Here is a 16,986-nt window from a genome sequence, read left to right as displayed (position 1 = left end):
AGACAGCGGGAGTGATGACGGGGAAGATGCCGAAAACGACAAAAGACAGGAGACCATGATGGGAGGTTGGGGTTGTCCCCATGAAAGCAAGGGGCTCTGCCACAAGGTGGAAAACCGCCCCTGTGAGCCGGGCATGAAGGGCTGCGTGCTGGCCGGCCGCTTCGTCTTCAGCGACGCCGACAAGAACACCCGGCGGGTACTGAGGGACAAACTCGGCCGACGACAGCAAAAACCCGCCACCTGACCCGGATCAGCGATCCCCGGCCCGGGATTGGCATCTCCCGCGGGATCGGGTGTAGGCTGAACTCAGACAGCCCATACGCCAGGAGTCAGCCATGCCGGACGATACACAGTCCCCGCCGCCCGTGAGTTTCCAGCAGAGCGTGGCCCGGATGGTGGATCGCGCCCTGGCCTTCGTCAAACTGGAACCGGGCGCCGACCGGGCCATCAAGACCTGCAGCGCCATCCTGCAGGTCACCTTTCCCCTCAAGATTCGCGGTGAGGTGCGTACCTTCACCGGCTGGCGGGCGGTACACAGCACCCACCGCCTGCCCGCCAAGGGCGGCCTGCGCTTCTCCCCCAGCATCGACCAGGACACCACCGAGGCCCTGGCGGCCCTGATGACCTACAAATGCGCCATCGTCGACATTCCCTTCGGCGGCTCCAAGGGCGGCCTGTGCATCGATCCGGAACAGTATTCCCGCGACGAGATGGAACTCATCACCCGACGCTTTGCCCGGGAACTGGCCCGCCGGGGATTTCTCAGCCCGGCCACCAACGTCCCCGCCCCGGACGTGGGCACGGGCCAGCGGGAGATGGCCTGGATCCTGGACACCTACAAGAACCTGTACCCGGAAGACATCAACTACGTGGGCTGCGTTACCGGCAAGCCGGTGGAATTGGGCGGCATGCCGGGCCGGCTGGATGCCACCGGCCGGGGCATCCACTATGCCCTGCGGGAGTTCTTCCGCCACCCGGAAGCCATAGCCGAAGCCGGACTAGAAGGCGGTCTCAAGGACAAGCGCATCATCATCCAGGGCCTGGGCAACGTGGGCTACCATGCCGCCAAGCTGCTCCAGGAAGAGGACGGCGCCCACATCATCGCCATCATCGAACGGGACGGCGCCCTGGTCCACGAAGCGGGCCTGAACGTGGAGGAAGTCCGCCAGTACATGAACCGGACCGGCGGCGTACAGGGGTTTCCCGGGGTGGAATGGGTGGAACCGGGTGCTGCGGCGCTGGAACGGGACTGCGACATCCTGATTCCCGCCGCCCTGGAAGGGGTCATCCACGCCGGCAACGCCGAGCGCATCCGTGCCCCCCTGGTCATTGAGGCGGCCAACGGCCCGATCACCTTCGAGGCGGACGAGATCCTTCGCGCAAGGGGTACGGTGATCCTGCCGGATATCTACGCCAACGCCGGCGGCGTGGTGGTGTCCTACTTCGAATGGATCCGCAACCTTTCCCACATGCGCTTCGGCCGCCTGGAACGCCGCCTGGACGAAGTGCGGGGACAGCACATCGTCTCCGCCCTGGAACTCATGAGCGGCGAGCAGTCCCCGGACTGGCTGCGAGAATCCCTGCTGCGCGGTGCCGACGAACTGGACCTGGTGCGCTCCGGACTGGATGACGCCATGCGGGTGGCTTTCCAGGAGATCGACCGCATGCGCCGGGCCCATGACCGGGTCATGGACTACCGGACGGCGGCCTATGCGGTGGCCATCAGCCGCATCAGCGGGGCCAGCCTGGACCTGGGGGCCTACTGAGAGGCAATACACCCAAGGCCAAGGTCAGCGTTTGCCGTAGCGATCCTCCAGCCAGGCAAAGGCGGCACGTACCCCCAGTGCCTCGCCGCCCTTGGGGCGGCCGGGACGGTTACGGTTGTTCCAGGCCATGATGTCGAAATGTCCCCAGACCTGCCCGTCGGGCACGAAGGCCTGCAGGAACAGGGCGGCGGTGATGGCACCGGCGTAGGGTCCGCTGCCGGTATTGGTCAGGTCCGCGATCCGGCTGTCCAGTTGGGAACGATAGGGGGCATGCAGCGGCAGGCGCCAACAGGGATCCTCCTCCGCCTCCCCATACCGGCCGATGCCCTCGGCCAGGGTCTCGTCATTGGTGAAGAAGGCACCGATCTCGGTGCCCACCGCCACCCGGGCCGCCCCCGTCAGGGTGGCGAAATCCAGCAGCACCTCGGGGGATTCCTCGGCGGCGTCGGCCAGCATGTCGCAGAGCACCAGCCGGCCTTCCGCGTCCGTATTGTCGATCTCGATGGTCAGTCCCTTGCGGGAACGCAGCACGTCGCCGGGGCGAAAGGCGTCGCCGGAGATGGCATTCTCCACCGCGCCCACCATCACCCGCAGGCACACGGGCAACCCGGCCCCCATGATGAGGTCGGCCAGCCCCAGCACATGGGCGGCACCGCCCATGTCCTTCTTCATCAGGCGCATGCCGCTGGCGGGCTTGATGTCCAGGCCGCCGCTGTCGAAGCAGACCCCCTTGCCCACCAGGGTGACCCGGGGATGGGCCGGATCTCCCCAGCGCAGTTCGATCAGGCGCGGCGGGTGGGTGCTGGCACGGCCCACGGCATGGATGCAGGGGTAGTTCTGCGTCAGCAGGTCCTCGCCGACGATCTCGCTGAAGACGGCCCCATGCCGATGGGCCAGTTCCCGGGCCGCCTCGGCCAGGTGCTGGGGCATCATGTCCTGGGCGGGGGTATTGATCAGATCCCGGACCCGTCCGATGGCGGTCACCATCCGCATCACCGCATCGGCATCGGCGGCCGGCAATTGCGCCAGGCTCAGCCTCGGCCGTGGCCGCTCGGAGGTCTTGTAACGCTCGAAGCGATACGACCCCAGACCCCAGCCGATGGCCGCCCGGGTCAGCCGTTCCAGCGGCCAGTCGCACGCCAGGTGATAGGTCCCCTCTCCCAGGCGACTGGAGACATTGCCGATGGCCCAGGTGGAGGATTGGCTGTCCACGCCCACCAGCACCCGCCGCACCTTGCCGTCCTCGTCCGGCAGGGGCAGGACACTGCCGGTACGCCCCTCGAAACGGGAGGCCCGCACCCAGTTGCCGATACGTGCCGGCTGATCCGCCAGCCACGGCTCAAGGGTATCCCCTTCCACCGGGACGAGGGCGATGAGATCGGCGTCGGAACGGGTATCGAAGCAGTCGAGCATGGGTGTGTCCTGAGAAGGCGTGAGTGACCATTTTACGCGGTTTTACGGTGCGCAGAAGCCCGGCTTCGAAGTTATGTTAGAATTTGCTGTTTTACTCGCCCTCTCCTGCGGGAATGCCACAGACAGACCATGCCCAAAGCCCTCTGCATCCGTCAGCTCACCAAGACCTACAAGAACGGCCTTGAGGCCCTCAAAGGCATCGACCTGGACGTGGAGCCCGGGGACTTCTTTGCCCTGCTCGGCCCCAACGGGGCCGGCAAGTCCACCACCATCAGCATCATCGCCTCCCTGGTGAACAAGAGCGGCGGCAGCGTGTCCATCTTCGGTCATGACCTTGACCGGGATCTGTATGCCGCCAAGCGCTGCCTGGGGCTGGTGCCCCAGGAATTCAACTTCAACACCTTCGAACCGGTACAGGAAATCCTGGTCAACCAGGCAGGCTACTACGGCATCCCCCGCAAGGAGGCCTGGAAACGGGCGGAAAAATACCTGGTGGAACTGGGTCTCTGGGAGAAGCGCAAGGACATGGCCCGCATGCTTTCCGGCGGCATGAAACGGCGTCTGATGATTGCCCGTGCCCTGGTCCACGAGCCCCGACTGCTGATCCTGGACGAACCCACCGCCGGAGTGGACATCGAGATACGGCGCTCCATGTGGCAGTTCCTCAAGGACATCAACCAACAGGGGTGCACCATCATCCTCACCACCCACTATCTGGAAGAGGCCGAGACCCTCTGCCGCAACATCGCCATCATCGATCACGGCCGGATCATCGAAAACACCACCATGAAGGGCCTGCTGAGTCAGCTCAACACGGAGACCTTCGTCCTGGATCTGACCCGCCCCCTGGTGCATCTGCCCGATCTGACCGGCCATCGCCTGCGCTGGGTGGATGAACTCACCCTGGAGGCGGACGTGGATCGGGACGTGAGCCTCAACCGCCTGTTCGTGGACCTGAACCGGGAAGGTATCCAGGTGCGCAGCATGCGCAACAAGACCAATCGACTGGAACAACTCTTCATGCACATGGTGGACAGGGGGCGCGCAAAATGACGAATGCCCACAGCAACTGGATCGCCTTCAAGACCATCATCATCAAGGAAGTCCTGCGCTTCTCGCGCATCTGGATCCAGACCATCCTGCCCCCGGTGATCACCATGGGGCTGTACTTCGTCATCTTCGGTGGCCTGATCGGCGCCCGGATCGGGGAGATGGACGGCATCCGTTACATGGACTTCATCATCCCGGGTCTGATCATGATGGCGGTGATCACCAACGCCTATGCCAACGTGGTGTCCTCGTTCTACAGCTCCAAGTTCCAGCGCCATCTGGAGGAGATGCTGGTCTCCCCCGTCCCCAATTATCTGATCATCCTGGGCTTCATGGGCGGCGGCATCTGCCGGGGCCTGGCGGTGGGAGTGGCGGTCACCCTGGTGTCCCTGTTCTTCAGCCCCCTGAGCATCCACAACCCGGCAGTGGCCCTGTCCGTGGTGGTCCTCACCGCGGCCCTGTTCTCCCTGGCCGGGCTGATCAACGGGGTGTTTGCCCGCAGCTTCGATGACATCTCCATCATCCCCACCTTCATTCTCACCCCCCTCACCTACCTGGGCGGGGTGTTCTATTCCATCAGCCTGCTGCCGGAGTTCTGGCAGGGCGTCTCCATGTTCAACCCGATCCTGTACATGGTGAATGCCTTCCGCTACGGCTTTCTGGGGGTAACGGATTTCAGCCTGTGGCTGTCCTACGGCATCATCATCGGCTTCATCCTGGCGCTCTACGGTATCGCCCTCTACCTGCTCAACAAGGGCATCGGGATCAGGCAGTGAAAACCTGATAGCGGTTCTTGCCCCGCGCCTTGGCCTGATACAGAGCCTGGTCCGCATGGCGCATCAAGGCGTCATGATCCTCCCCATGGAGGGGGAAGATGCTGATGCCGATGCTGCCGCTGATGGTGCACTCGCTGTCCTGCACCGGGATGGGCGCGTTCAGCACCGCAAGCAGTTTCTCGGCCACCACGCAGGGCAACTCGACCCCGGGAAAATCCTCCAACAGAATCACGAACTCATCCCCCCCGAGCCGGGCCACCATGTCCATGGCCCGCACCGAACCTTCCAGGCGTCTGGCCACCTCGCACAACAGCCTGTCGCCCGCCTCGTGACCAAAACGGTCATTGACCGGCTTGAACTCATCCAGATCCAGAAGCAGTACCGCGCTATAGGTGCCATGGCGCCGTGACTGCTCCAGGGCGTGCAGGACGCGATCCTGCAGCAGAGCGCGGTTGGCCAGGCCGGTCAGCGGGTCATGCAAGGCCATGTATCGGATACGATCCTGGGCCTGCTTGCGCTGGGTGATGTTCACCGCTATGCAGATCACCGCCGGGCACTCCATGACATGGGCCCCCAGGGGCATGATCCTGGCCTCGAACCACAGATGTTCCCCCGGCCCCGACCCTGGATCCAGACCGTCGACCTCGGACGCCTTCAAGTCATATTCCATGAACTGCAAATGCCCGCTGTCCAGCGCCGCCCGGATCATCCGTAGGAAGGCATCCGCCTTGTCCGCGGGCAATACCTCGTGCAGGCGCCTGCCCAGCAAGGCCTGATGGCCGCGGTGGTAATAACGCGCATCCTGACCGCCGAAGATATCCAGATAACGCCCCTCGTGATCCAGCACGAAGCAGATATCGGGCATGGCGGTAATGATGGCCTCCAGGCGCTCGCTCAGGGCGCGATATCGCAACTCGGAAGTCCTGACCCGAAGGGCCTGATCGGAGAGCTTCCTGACCGTCAAGGCACAGACAAGCACCAGCAAAACACCCGCAAGGTACCAGGCCGGAGGCCTTCCCGCCGCCGCCCGCCAGCCTTCCCGGGGCACGGCCGCCAATTCCCAGCTACCGCCCCGCATCGTCACTTCCTGCTGCACGGCACTGTCATCGAACAGCGCGGGATTGCCGAAAAAGACTTCCCCCCGCGCCCCCATGCCGTCACGACCGCGGATGGCAATGTCCAGTGCTTGCTGAAACTCACGCAGCCCCGTCAGCGCGTAGATCGCCTCCATGTCGACGGGCACGCTGGTCAGTCCCCAGTAACGTTCGGGCGCACCCGCCTCCTGCACATGAATCGGCACACGGATGATCAGGGCCTCGCCGCCCTGCACCAACGGCCAGGGACCGGCCAGTACCGGTTCACCCGACGCGATCATGCGTCGGACCGACTCTCCCTGCAGGGGGTGATGGAGCAGATCGAGCCCCAGTACCGCTTGATTACTCTCCAGGGGATGAACAAAACGGACGACATTATCCGGTGCCAACGTGATATTGCGAATGACCTGCCGGGCTTCATCCATCAATTGGCCGGCCACGCGGCTGAAATCACCCTCGCTCAGGGACGGATTCAGGGCAGTGTAGGTCGCCAGTGTCCGGGTGAGAAAGATGGTGGTATTGAGCTCTCCTTCCAGCCGCGCCCTAAGGGTCGACAGCTGGCTGGTGACCTCGGCCCGAGCCCGATCCGTCAGCTGACGCTCCCAGGCCGTGTCGGCCGCCAGGAACAGCAACAGGGCCAATCCTCCCGCCATCATCCCGTGCAGCAAGGGCCATCTCTCATCGGGCCGCCCCATCAAAGCGTTCCTTGATCCGGCAGGATGGATGAGATCATGACAGTCAGGTCCGGGACGTTGCATGCCAGGCTGAGGGGGCTTCAGCATTGCAGACCCTCCGTCGCCGCGCAAGCCGTTTTCCGATCAGCGAACCATGCCGGGGCATCAGCGGCAAGGCCTTATGTCACTGGAAAGTCCACGACCGATTCCACATAATAAGGGGTTACGTTTCACTCACAGGTTGAATCCATGGCCCAGTACATCTACACCATGAATGGTGTGGGCAAGGTTGTCCCGCCCAAGAAGGAAATCCTCAAGGACATCTATCTGAACTTCTTCCCCGGCGCCAAGATCGGCGTGCTGGGGTACAACGGGGCCGGCAAATCCACCCTGCTTCGCATCATGGCCGGCGTGGACAAGGATATTGTCGGCGAGGCCCGTCCCCAGCCGGGCATCAAGATCGGCTACCTGCCCCAGGAACCCCAGTTGGACCCAGCCAAGGACGTGCGCGGCAACGTGGAGGACGGTGTCGGCGAGATCAAGGGCCTGGTGGACAGGTTCAACGCCATTGCAGAAGCATTTGCCGATCCGGACGCCGACTTCGACACATTGCTGGCGGAACAGGCGGAACTGCAGGACAAGATCGACGCCGCCGGCGCCTGGGATCTGGATCGCAAGCTGGAAGTGGCCGCCGACGCCCTGCGCCTGCCCCCCTGGGACGCCGATGTCACCAAGCTCTCCGGCGGCGAGCGCCGCCGCGTGGCCCTGTGCCGTCTGCTGCTCTCCTCCCCGGACATGCTCATCCTGGACGAACCCACCAACCACCTGGATGCCGAATCCGTGGCCTGGCTGGAGCGCTTCCTGCAGGAATTTCCCGGCACCGTGGTGGCCGTCACCCATGACCGCTACTTCCTGGACAACGTGGCGGGCTGGATCCTGGAACTGGACCGGGGCCACGGTATCCCCTGGGAAGGCAACTACTCCTCCTGGCTGGAACAGAAGGAAAAGCGCCTGGCCATCGAGGAAAAGCAGGAAAGCGCCCGCCGCAAGAACATGGAAGCGGAGCTGGAATGGGTGCGCAGCAACCCCAAGGGCCGTACTTCCAAGAGCAAGGCCCGCCTCAAGCGCTTCGAGGAACTCTCCTCCCAGGAATTCCAGAAACGCAGCGAGACCCAGGAAATCTACATCCCGCCGGGCCCCCGCCTGGGTGACGTGGTGGTGGAACTGGACGGGGTCGGCAAGGCCTATGGCGACCGGATCCTGTACGAGAACCTGAGCTTCAGCCTGCCGCGCGGGGGTATTGTCGGCGTCATCGGACCCAACGGCGTGGGCAAGTCCACCCTGTTCCGCATGATCGTGGGCCAGGAACAGCCCGACAGCGGCACCATCCGCATCGGCGAGACGGTCCAGGTGGCCTATGTGGATCAGAGCCGTGACGCCCTGGCGGATGAAAAGACCGTCTGGGAAGAGATCTCCAACGGCCAGGACATCATCCAGGTGGGGCAGTACCAGATGCCCTCGCGGGCCTACGTGGGCCGCTTCAACTTCAAGGGCGGCGATCAGCAAAAGCAGATGAAGCAGCTCTCCGGGGGGGAACGCAACCGGGTGCATCTGGCCAAGCTGCTCAAGAGCGGCGGCAACCTGCTGCTGCTGGACGAACCCACCAACGACCTGGACGTGGAAACCCTGCGGGCGCTGGAAGAAGGCCTGCTGGCCTTCCCCGGCAGCGCAGTGGTGATCTCCCACGACCGCTGGTTCCTGGACCGCATCGCCACCCACATCCTGGCATTCGAGGAGGACGGCAACGTGGTGTTCTTCGAGGGGAACTACCAGGAGTACGAGGAAGACCGCAAGAAGCGCCTGGGTGCCCAGGCGGACCAGCCCCACCGGGTGAAGTACCGGCGCCTGGAGGGCTGACCCGAGGATGGACCGTAGAGGTACGGCATGCCGTGCCTCTACGGTTCGCCGCCCTCCTTTCGAGCCACGAACCGGGCGGTGGCCTTGTCCATGGTGGCGCAATGCCGCCGATACCAAGGCACGAAATCCTCCACCAGCAACGGCTTCAGGTCCGCCGGCTCCATGACACCGGCATCCAGATCATCCACATAGGCCACCAGCGCCTCCAGGCGGGCATCATGCTCCTGCTTGTGGAGCTGGAACGGCGGGAATTCCACTGCCTTCATCAGCGCCTCCTCACGCCGGAAGTGAGCGCGACTGTGCTCGATGAAATCGCGCAGATCATCACGCAGCCGACCGCTCTCCGCCTTTGATGTCGGCATCTCCTCAAGACACCGGACCACCCGCGCCAGCAAAGCCAAGGCCTCGTCATGGTCCTTGTCCATAAAATTTGCCGCCACCTGGGGTATATCTGCAGACTCGGTGTGCTCGGTCATCATGCGGCACCTCTGGATCAGTCTGTTCATCTCGCCTATGACCATAGCACAGCGGAGCCGGATAAATTGCGAAGGCAGCCCTGAAAAAAGCCCCATGCCGCCACTCCTCGGGGCTTTTCGTCACTGCCTCGGCTCTTTTCGTCACTCTGTTTTTTCGTCACTCCCGCGAAGGCGGGAGTCCAGTCACCTCGGTCCGCCACTGGATTCCCGCTTCCGCGGGAATGACGGTAGTCACCTGTGACGGACGATCCCTACTTCCACTGGACACTCGTTTATGAGGGAATGAAGCGGGTCCGCGCGGGCCATTACAACACCACGGGAAACCCCATCGGGAAAAACCATGTCGTCGACACAGACCCTTTACGATATCTCCACCGTGATCCAGCTTTCGGTTGCCCCCGTGTTCCTGCTGGTGGGCATCGCGGGCTTCATCAACGCCTTCGTCTCCAGACTGTCCCGGGTGGTGGATCGGCGGCGTTACCTGCAGGCACGCATCCGTCACGAAGACCACGAGTTCCACAAGACCGCCATCCGGGAACTGGAGCTACTGGAGGCCAGGGTGCGAATGGTGCACCTGGGCATCACCCTGGGCATCACCACCGCCCTGCTGATCTGCCTGACCATCGTCTCCGCCTTCATCGAATACTTTCTCGGCATCGATAATCCCCTGCTCATCGGCGCCCTGTTCGTACTGGCCATGTTCTCCCTCATCGGTGCCCTGCTGGCCTTCCTGAGGGAGGTCTTCCTGGCCATCCGCAGCCTCAACCTCAGCCAGATCGGCAAATCATGAGCGAAAAACGGTCACTTCACTTCCCGGCAAGGGCCGGGGACTTTCGGCCCGGACTCACTGATCCAGGCTGCGCGGCCTGCGGTAAGATACACAATCAGGCAAGCCTTCCCCTCAAACCCGTTGACGTCGCATGCAAGACACCCATCCGCTGAATCACCTGCTGGACCAGGCCGAATCCCTGCTGAACCGCCTGGACGCCCTGCTGCCCGGGGCCGCCCCGGCGCCCGACTGGAAGGCCCCCGCCTTTCGCTGGCGAGATCACCATCTGCAGGGGATTCCCAGTGTACCGCCCCTGGATCTGGATGACCTGCTGCACATCGACCGTCCCAAGTCGCTCCTGGATCGCAATACCCGCCAGTTCGTGCAGGGACTGCCCGCCAACAACGCCCTGCTCTGGGGCGCCCGGGGCACGGGCAAGTCATCCCTGATGCGCGCCCTGTTGACCCGTTACGCGGATCGGGGGCTGCGCATGGTGCAGGTGGACGCCCAGGCCCTGGTCAATCTACCGGAGATCGTCGCCCCCCTGCGGGAGCGCCCCGAGCGGTTCATCCTGTTTGCCGATGACCTTTCCTTCGAGGCGGACGAACCTGCCTACAAGGCACTCAAGGCGGCCCTGGACGGCGCCCTGGAAGGCACGCCGGAGAATGTGCTGATCTATGCCACATCCAACCGGCGCCACCTGATGCCCGAGCGACTGACGGACAACCTGGAAGTCCGACGGGAGGGGGACGAGATCCACCCGGGAGAAGCGGTGGAGGAGAAGGTGTCCCTGTCCGAGCGGTTCGGACTCTGGGTATCGTTTCATCCCTTCAACCAGGGACAGTATCTGGCGGTGGTGGAACATTGGCTGGGACGACTGGGCGGCGTGACCATGGATGATCACTGCCGGACCCAGGCACTGCGGTTCGCCCTGCTGCGGGGATCGCGCAGCGGCCGGGTGGCGTGGCAGTTTGCCCGTGACTGGGTGGGGGGGTTGCATGTGAAGTGAGGGGGACGCCGGGGAAAGGAAAGGAAATGCTGCCTACCCCCTGTTCCTGGCCTGGACTCCCGCTTTCGCGGGAGTGACGAAAAGCCCCGTCGGAGTGACGATAAAACCTACGCCTTTGCAGCTTGTCATCGTCATTCCCGCGTAAGCGGGAATCCAGTGGTGGACTGAAAATACCGGACTCCCGCCTTCGCGGGAGTGACGGATGCGGGGAGAGAGGGCCGGGGTAAGGGGACAGGAGACCTTACATGTTCTCCAGGATCGCCCGCTTCACCGAGTCAAGGGTGGCATCCACCGTCAGAGGCGCCCGGGTGGACTGGCGGATGGCGGTATCGGGGTCCTTCAGGCCATGCCCGGTCAGGGTACAGACGATGCTGGAGCCCTCGGGGATCTTGCCCTGCTGCACGTCCCGCAACGCCCCCGCCAGGGAGGTGGCCGAAGCCGGCTCACAGAACACGCCTTCCTTCTCCGCCAAAAGCTTCTGCGCCGCCAGGATCTCCTCGTCGCTGCACTCGTCAAACCAGCCGCCGGACTCTTCCTTGACCTTCCAGGCATAGTCCCAGGACTGAGGATGGCCGATGCGGATGGCGGTGGCCACGGTTTCCGGGTTATCCACCATGTGACCGCGCATGAAGGGTGCGCTGCCCGCGGCCTGATAACCCACCATCCTGGGCCGGTTGCCCACCACCGCGCCACCGGCATACATGCAGCGCCCCTTGCAGAAGCCGCAGGATTCGGTGACATGATCGCCGGAAGCGGAGGAATACTCGCAGTAACCGATCCAGTGGGCGGTGATGTTGCCCGCATTGCCCACCGGCAGGCAGTGGTAATCCGGCGCCCGACCCAGTTCCTCCACGATCTCGAAGGCCGCCGTCTTCTGACCCTGCAGACGATAGGGATTGACGGAATTGACGATGGTCACGGGCGCACTGTCGGCCACCTCCTTCACCAGGCGCATGCCGTCATCGAAATTGCCCTTGATCTGGATCACCACCGAGCCGTGCATCATGGCCTGGGCCAGCTTGCCCTGGGCGATCTTGCCGTCGGGGATCAGCACGAAAGCGGTGATGCCGGCCCGGGCCGCATAGGCCGCCGCAGCCGCGGAGGTGTTGCCGGTGGAGGCGCAGATGATGGCCCTGGAGCCATCCTCCACCGCCTTGGTCACAGCCATGGTCATGCCCCGGTCCTTGAAGGAGCCGGTGGGATTCAGACCTTCGTACTTGACGTAGATGTCCACTTCCTTGCCGATCAGGCGGGGAATGTTGTTCAGGCGGATGAGGGGCGTGTTGCCCTCCCCCAGACCGATGATGCGGGTGTCATCGTGGATCGGCAGACGGTCGCGATAACGCTCGATGATACCGGTGTAGCGGGGTCGAAAAGGCATGATGGTCTCTCGGGTACGGATGGCTTACTTCAGATTCTCAAGGCGAATGCGGATCACCGGCGTCTTCACGGTTTCCAGGGCCTCGATCTCCCGAATGGCCTGGATCATGTTGCCTTCGCGCACCTCGTGGGTGAGCAGGATCACGTCCGCTTCCGTGGTGTCGTCATCCTGTTCCTTCTGCAGGATGGCTTCAATGCTGATGTCCAGGCTGGCCAGGATGCGGGTGATGTCGGCCATTACGCCGGGACGATCCAGCACCCGCAACCGCAGGTAGAAGGAGGTCTTCACGTCTTCCATGGGGAGGATGGTGGTATCCGACAAGGTATCCGCCTGGAAGGCCAGATGGGGCACGCGATTCTCCGGGTCCGTGGTCATGGCCCGCACCACGTCCACGATATCCGCCACCACGGCGGAACCGGTGGGCTCGGAACCGGCACCGGCACCGTAATAGAGGGTCGGACCCACGGCGTCGGCGGATACCAGGACCGCATTCATGACCCCGTCCACGTTGGCGATCAGGCGTCGCTCCGGAATGAGAGTGGGATGCACCCGCAGTTCGATGCCCTGCTCGGTGCGGCGGGCAATCCCCAGGTGCTTGATGCGATAACCCAGCTCATTGGCATAGGCCACATCTTCCCGGGTGATGCCGGTGATCCCTTCGGTATAGACCCGATCGAACTGCAGCGGGATGCCGAAGGCAATGGAGGCCAGGATGGTCAGCTTGTGGGCGGCGTCGATACCTTCCACGTCGAAGGTGGGGTCGGCCTCCGCATAACCCAGTCGCTGCGCCTCGGCCAGCACATCCTGAAAATCGCGGCCCTTGTCGCGCATCTCGGTGAGGATGAAGTTGCCGGTGCCGTTGATGATGCCGGCCACCCAGTTGATGCGGTTTCCCGCCAGCCCCTCGCGGATCGCCTTGATGATGGGAATGCCGCCGGCCACCGCCGCCTCGAAGGCGACAATGACGCCCTTTTCCTGGGCGCGGGCGAAGATTTCGTTACCGTGCAGGGCGATCAGGGCCTTGTTGGCGGTGACCACGTGCTTACCCTGGTCGACGGCGCAAAGCACCAGCTCGCGGGCCAGGGTGGTGCCGCCGATCAGCTCCACCACCACCTCTACCTCGGGATCGTTGACCACCGAGAAGGCGTCTTCGGTCAGACGCATGCCGGTGACGTCACGGCAATTGTGACTCTCCAGGTTCTTGCCGGCGGCGGCCACGATCTCGATGCCCCGACCGGCCCGGCGGGTGATCTCATCACTGTTGCGTTTGAGCACGTTGGCGGTACCGCTGCCCACGGTACCCAGGCCCAGCAGGCCAAGCTTGACGGGTTTCAACAGGAACACTCCTTCGGCGCGGGAAATCGCGAGATTATAGCGGAATCAGGTAAGCCAATGGGCATGATGCCGGGGACACGGCCACGGTCAACCGTCGCCGTCGGCGCCCCCCTGGGAAAGGTGCCGGTCGGCATCCATGCCCGGGGGCTCGGCAAAACGGTCCCGAATAGCCAGGATCTCGGGAACCAGACTGAAAAACAGCTCGGTCAACCGAGGGTCGAAATGGGAGCCGCTCAACTCCCGAATGAGTTCCAGGGCGTCCTGAACCGACCAGGCCTTCTTATAGGTCCGCTCCGAGGTCAGGGCATCGAACACATCCGCCAGGGCGGCGATGCGTCCGCTGATGGGAATCTCTTCCCCGCTCAGCCCCAGCGGATAACCGCTGCCATCCCATTTTTCGTGATGAGACAGGGCGATTTCCCGGGCCAGGTCCAGCAGATCGGGATCATCTCCACTGAGGATATCCCCGCCGATGGTGGTATGGGTCTGCATGATGCGCCACTCTTCCGGCGTGAGCTTGCCGGGTTTGAGCAGGATATGGTCGGGGATACCGATCTTGCCCACATCATGCATGGGACTGGCATGAAGCATGCGATCGCAGTCCGCCTGACTCCAACCCACATGCCGGGCCAGCAATTCACAGGTATGGCTCATGCGCAGGATATGAAAGCCGGTCTCGTTGTCCCGGTACTCGGCGGCCCGGCCCAGCCGCTGAACCACCTGCAGGCGGGTGTTGCGGATCTCCTGGGTCCGCTCGCGGACCATCTGTTCCAGCACGTCCTTCTGGTCATGAGTCATGCGGTGCGCCAGCTGCACATCCAGCATATTGCGGACCCGTGCCAGCACCTCGGCCCGATCAAACGGCTTGCCGATGAAATCCCTCGCCCCCACGTTCAGGGCACGCAGCATGTATTCACGGCTTGCCTGCGCGGTCAGCACCAGGATCGGCGGTACCAGCGGGTCTTCGAGCGCGGCAAACTGTTCGATGACCTGAAAACCATCCATATGGGGCATCTGGATATCCAGCAGGATCAGATCCGTTCGTGCTTCCCGATAGGCACTCATGACCTGTCGAGGATCCTGGACCAGCACCAGATTGGCATAGCCGTCGGTGCGCAGCAGCCGCTCCATGAGCACCAGGTTGGCGCGCTCGTCATCCACCACCATGATGCGGGCACCATTACGGCTCAGAGGGTATTCCTGCTCCTGATGATGAGGACTACTGGACATGGGAGACTGACCCTTTAAATTCAGACATACCGATCATTCAGACACACCGATAGACTGCCTCCACTTGGGTGCCTTGATTGTAGTAGTTCACGGATTCGCACAGTTCCCGCACCAGGGCGATACCGCGCCCCCAGGGCTTGACCGAGGCGCCCAGCGGCTCACACGGTTTGTCATGATCAAACCCCAGGCCACTGTCGGTAATGCTGATCCTGATCGTGCCGGGCGGTCCGGGCTCATGACAGATGTCCACCCGTATGCTGCCGACGGGGCCTGCCGCCAGCCTGCACTCGCGCTCCATATAATAAGCCGAAAAACCGTCTGCTGTCGCCTTCATCCAGGACGGCAGGCGAAGGATACCGTGGTCCAGCGCATTGGTGTAGAGCTCGTGGAAAATGGTCTCCAGGATATTCAGGTGGTCGGCCAGGGCCTGCGCCAGTCCCAGCATGTCCAGTAGCTGCGCCATCGAAGGGGGTTGTGCCAGACGCCCATCCCGCAACAATACCGAACAGGCACCGCCGGTAGGGGTGGATCGATTGAAGCCAAGATCGGCCCCCCCGAAGATCTCCCCGGTCAGAGGAATCTCCACCGCGCCGATATCATCCTGCTGATCCGTATCCGCGCAATGGGCGTCCAGGGACGCAAGCAAGGGACCCAGCAGGCTGTGCTCACGGCGCCAGCCTGCGATCAGCGCCGGCCATCCGGCCTGTCCGAAAATACGACCGGCGACATCCTGTGCATCCATCAGCCCGTCGGTGACGAGCAAGACCCGATCACCCTTCCGCAGGACGCGCCGGCGCGGCGCATCGCCATGGGACAGCTCGGGCAGGATACCCAGCGGCAGGGCATGGGACGTCATGGGGTGGACACCGTCGGCCTGACACAGCCAGCCATCCGGCATCCCGCCGTTCCACCAGCGCAATTCATCGCCGGTCACCGAAAACGTCGCCATGAAGGCGCACATGAAGCGATCCGCGGGCAACAACCGATACAGCTTGCGATTGATCTCCTCCAGCACCACTTCATCGATCACGCCCTTGCGGGTCATGGTATGAAAGGCATCGGCCACCGGCAGGGCGCCGATGGCCGCCGACAGGCCGTGGCCGGTGAAATCGCCCAGTAGGACACGCAGGCTGCCGTCGGGCAGGTGCTGACTGAGCAACACATCCCCATTGAAGGTGGATGCGGGGCGCATCAGGATCCCCAGATGGTCGGCAGCCACATTGCGATCGTTGACCGCATGACTGAAGATCCGCTCGGCCAGCATCTGCTCCTGACGATCGATCTCCAGCAACCCCGCCAGCATGCGGCTCTTGGCCGCAATGTGGCGATGCAGGTCACGGACCCGCTCCATGGCCACGATGCGGGACTTGAGGACATTGAAACTGAAGGGCTTGGAGAGAAAATCGTCGCCACCGGACTCGATGCAACGGACCAGGGACTGGTCGTCGTGCAGGGCGGTCAGAAAGATGATCGGAACAAAGTCCGTATCGGACAGGATCTTGAGCTGTCGTGTCGCTTCCAGACCGCCCATGCCGGGCATCATCACATCCATGAAGATGATGTCCGGCCGTGTTTCTCCGAAACGCTCCAGGGCCTGCTCGCCGTTCGCGGCTTCCATCACCTGGAAGCCTTCGCGCCTGAGCATGGTGGCCAGCACCAGGCGGTTGGCGGACTCGTCATCCACCACCAGCGCCAGGCCACGGTTGCCGGGGGCAGCGGTCAGGCCGTCATTCATCGGCGCCCTCCTATTCGAGCGTGAACAGACGATCGAAGTTGGCGATTCGAAGGATTCTCCTGACATCCTCGGTACATCCCCGGATGGTGACGCGGCCGGCATCCGTGCCCGCATGCTCGCGCAGCAGCAGCAACATCCCCAGGGCCGAGCTGTCCAGATAGTCGGCTCGGGACAGATCCACCATGAAACGCATGGAACCCGGGGCTATGTCCCGGTAGGTATCACGGAACGGGCGGTGTTCGGAAAAGTCGAAACGCCCCTCGATACTGATGATGACAACACCTTTATCGCTGTCGACCTTGCGACTGATACTCATGGCACATACTCCGCTCTAAATCTGATAAGGCAGCCCACACACCCC

General features: G+C 63.3%; 15 protein-coding genes. 7 read left to right on the top strand and 8 right to left on the bottom strand.

The features are described from left to right. Positions 1-55 precede the first annotated feature (55 nt). The gene (locus tag LQD11_RS07445; RefSeq protein ID WP_050814200.1) at positions 56-244 is read left to right on the top strand and encodes a hypothetical protein; all 189 of its coding nucleotides are present in this window, start codon (positions 56-58) and stop codon (positions 242-244) included. Positions 245-335: 91 nt separating this feature from the next. Further along, positions 336-1,766 carry a Glu/Leu/Phe/Val family dehydrogenase gene (locus LQD11_RS07440; protein WP_238616980.1) on the top strand — a complete coding sequence of 477 codons (1,431 nt, stop codon included), beginning with the start codon at positions 336-338 and terminating at the stop codon, positions 1,764-1,766. Positions 1,767-1,790: 24 nt separating this feature from the next. Here the strand turns inward: LQD11_RS07440 and LQD11_RS07435 are convergent, their stop codons facing one another. Beyond that, complete coding sequence (locus LQD11_RS07435) at positions 1,791-3,179, bottom strand: leucyl aminopeptidase family protein (RefSeq protein ID WP_238616979.1); 1,389 nt, start codon at positions 3,177-3,179, stop codon at positions 1,791-1,793. 129 nt (positions 3,180-3,308) lie between these two features. Between LQD11_RS07435 and LQD11_RS07430 the strand changes: the two genes are divergently transcribed. Both LQD11_RS07430 and LQD11_RS07425 read left to right on the top strand, forming a co-directional pair. Continuing rightward, the gene (locus LQD11_RS07430; RefSeq protein ID WP_008931276.1) at positions 3,309-4,232 is read left to right on the top strand and encodes an ABC transporter ATP-binding protein; all 924 of its coding nucleotides are present in this window, start codon (positions 3,309-3,311) and stop codon (positions 4,230-4,232) included. Further along, the gene (locus LQD11_RS07425; protein ID WP_238616978.1) at positions 4,229-5,005 is read left to right on the top strand and encodes an ABC transporter permease; all 777 of its coding nucleotides are present in this window, start codon (positions 4,229-4,231) and stop codon (positions 5,003-5,005) included. Before LQD11_RS07430 ends, LQD11_RS07425 begins: the two co-directional genes overlap by 4 nt. Here LQD11_RS07425 and LQD11_RS07420 read toward each other — a convergent pair. After that, positions 4,995-6,794, bottom strand: coding sequence for a sensor domain-containing diguanylate cyclase (locus LQD11_RS07420; RefSeq protein WP_238616977.1), 1,800 nt, complete (start codon positions 6,792-6,794; stop codon positions 4,995-4,997). The genes LQD11_RS07425 and LQD11_RS07420 overlap by 11 nt on opposite strands. Before the next feature lie 228 nt (positions 6,795-7,022). Here LQD11_RS07420 and ettA point away from each other — a divergent pair, with 228 nt between their 5' ends. After that, positions 7,023-8,690: an energy-dependent translational throttle protein EttA gene (ettA, locus tag LQD11_RS07415; RefSeq protein WP_008931279.1), complete on the top strand. Its 1,668-nt coding sequence runs from the start codon at positions 7,023-7,025 to the stop codon at positions 8,688-8,690. A gap of 38 nt (positions 8,691-8,728) precedes the next feature. Here ettA and LQD11_RS07410 read toward each other — a convergent pair whose 3' ends face one another. Then, positions 8,729-9,169 carry a bacteriohemerythrin gene (locus LQD11_RS07410; protein ID WP_238616976.1) on the bottom strand — a complete coding sequence of 147 codons (441 nt, stop codon included), beginning with the start codon at positions 9,167-9,169 and terminating at the stop codon, positions 8,729-8,731. Between the two features lie 337 nt (positions 9,170-9,506). Between LQD11_RS07410 and LQD11_RS07405 the strand changes: the two genes are divergently transcribed. Both LQD11_RS07405 and LQD11_RS07400 read left to right on the top strand, forming a co-directional pair. Continuing rightward, positions 9,507-9,956: a DUF2721 domain-containing protein gene (locus LQD11_RS07405; protein WP_008931281.1), complete on the top strand. Its 450-nt coding sequence runs from the start codon at positions 9,507-9,509 to the stop codon at positions 9,954-9,956. A 130-nt stretch (positions 9,957-10,086) separates the two neighbouring features. Then, entirely contained in the window at positions 10,087-10,944 is an 858-nt protein-coding gene (locus LQD11_RS07400) for an ATP-binding protein (protein WP_238616975.1), read from the top strand. Positions 10,945-11,185: 241 nt separating this feature from the next. Here LQD11_RS07400 and thrC read toward each other — a convergent pair whose 3' ends face one another. The 5 genes from thrC to LQD11_RS07375 all read right to left on the bottom strand — a co-directional run bounded on the left by thrC (position 11,186) and on the right by LQD11_RS07375 (position 16,941). After that, complete coding sequence (gene thrC / locus LQD11_RS07395) at positions 11,186-12,325, bottom strand: threonine synthase (protein ID WP_008931283.1); 1,140 nt, start codon at positions 12,323-12,325, stop codon at positions 11,186-11,188. A gap of 24 nt (positions 12,326-12,349) precedes the next feature. Further along, the gene (locus tag LQD11_RS07390; protein ID WP_238616974.1) at positions 12,350-13,660 is read right to left on the bottom strand and encodes a homoserine dehydrogenase; all 1,311 of its coding nucleotides are present in this window, start codon (positions 13,658-13,660) and stop codon (positions 12,350-12,352) included. 87 nt (positions 13,661-13,747) lie between these two features. After that, positions 13,748-14,890: an HD-GYP domain-containing protein gene (locus LQD11_RS07385; RefSeq protein WP_238616973.1), complete on the bottom strand. Its 1,143-nt coding sequence runs from the start codon at positions 14,888-14,890 to the stop codon at positions 13,748-13,750. Between the two features lie 37 nt (positions 14,891-14,927). Beyond that, positions 14,928-16,625 (bottom strand): fused response regulator/phosphatase, encoded by a 1,698-nt coding sequence (locus tag LQD11_RS07380; protein ID WP_238616972.1) that lies wholly within the window; start codon positions 16,623-16,625, stop codon positions 14,928-14,930. A 10-nt stretch (positions 16,626-16,635) separates the two neighbouring features. Then, positions 16,636-16,941 (bottom strand): STAS domain-containing protein, encoded by a 306-nt coding sequence (locus LQD11_RS07375; protein WP_238616971.1) that lies wholly within the window; start codon positions 16,939-16,941, stop codon positions 16,636-16,638. Positions 16,942-16,986 lie beyond the last annotated feature (45 nt).

The organism is Ectothiorhodospira shaposhnikovii (assembly GCF_022227765.1).
GTDB lineage: Bacteria > Pseudomonadota > Gammaproteobacteria > Ectothiorhodospirales > Ectothiorhodospiraceae > Ectothiorhodospira.
Note: the sequence above shows the minus strand (reverse complement) of the source record. Positions and strands in the feature narration are given on the sequence as shown.

Coding starts and splice junctions, on each gene's coding strand:
- thrC (WP_008931283.1), bottom strand. CDS start 12,325: ATGCCTTTTCGACCCCGCTACACCGGTATCATCGAGCGTTATCGCGAC.
- LQD11_RS07435 (WP_238616979.1), bottom strand. CDS start 3,179: ATGCTCGACTGCTTCGATACCCGTTCCGACGCCGATCTCATCGCCCTC.
- LQD11_RS07420 (WP_238616977.1), bottom strand. CDS start 6,794: ATGGGGCGGCCCGATGAGAGATGGCCCTTGCTGCACGGGATGATGGCG.
- LQD11_RS07425 (WP_238616978.1), top strand. CDS start 4,229: ATGACGAATGCCCACAGCAACTGGATCGCCTTCAAGACCATCATCATC.
- LQD11_RS07440 (WP_238616980.1), top strand. CDS start 336: ATGCCGGACGATACACAGTCCCCGCCGCCCGTGAGTTTCCAGCAGAGC.
- LQD11_RS07380 (WP_238616972.1), bottom strand. CDS start 16,625: ATGAATGACGGCCTGACCGCTGCCCCCGGCAACCGTGGCCTGGCGCTG.
- LQD11_RS07445 (WP_050814200.1), top strand. CDS start 56: ATGATGGGAGGTTGGGGTTGTCCCCATGAAAGCAAGGGGCTCTGCCAC.
- LQD11_RS07400 (WP_238616975.1), top strand. CDS start 10,087: ATGCAAGACACCCATCCGCTGAATCACCTGCTGGACCAGGCCGAATCC.
- LQD11_RS07385 (WP_238616973.1), bottom strand. CDS start 14,890: ATGTCCAGTAGTCCTCATCATCAGGAGCAGGAATACCCTCTGAGCCGT.
- LQD11_RS07375 (WP_238616971.1), bottom strand. CDS start 16,941: ATGAGTATCAGTCGCAAGGTCGACAGCGATAAAGGTGTTGTCATCATC.
- ettA (WP_008931279.1), top strand. CDS start 7,023: ATGGCCCAGTACATCTACACCATGAATGGTGTGGGCAAGGTTGTCCCG.
- LQD11_RS07410 (WP_238616976.1), bottom strand. CDS start 9,169: ATGATGACCGAGCACACCGAGTCTGCAGATATACCCCAGGTGGCGGCA.
- LQD11_RS07405 (WP_008931281.1), top strand. CDS start 9,507: ATGTCGTCGACACAGACCCTTTACGATATCTCCACCGTGATCCAGCTT.
- LQD11_RS07430 (WP_008931276.1), top strand. CDS start 3,309: ATGCCCAAAGCCCTCTGCATCCGTCAGCTCACCAAGACCTACAAGAAC.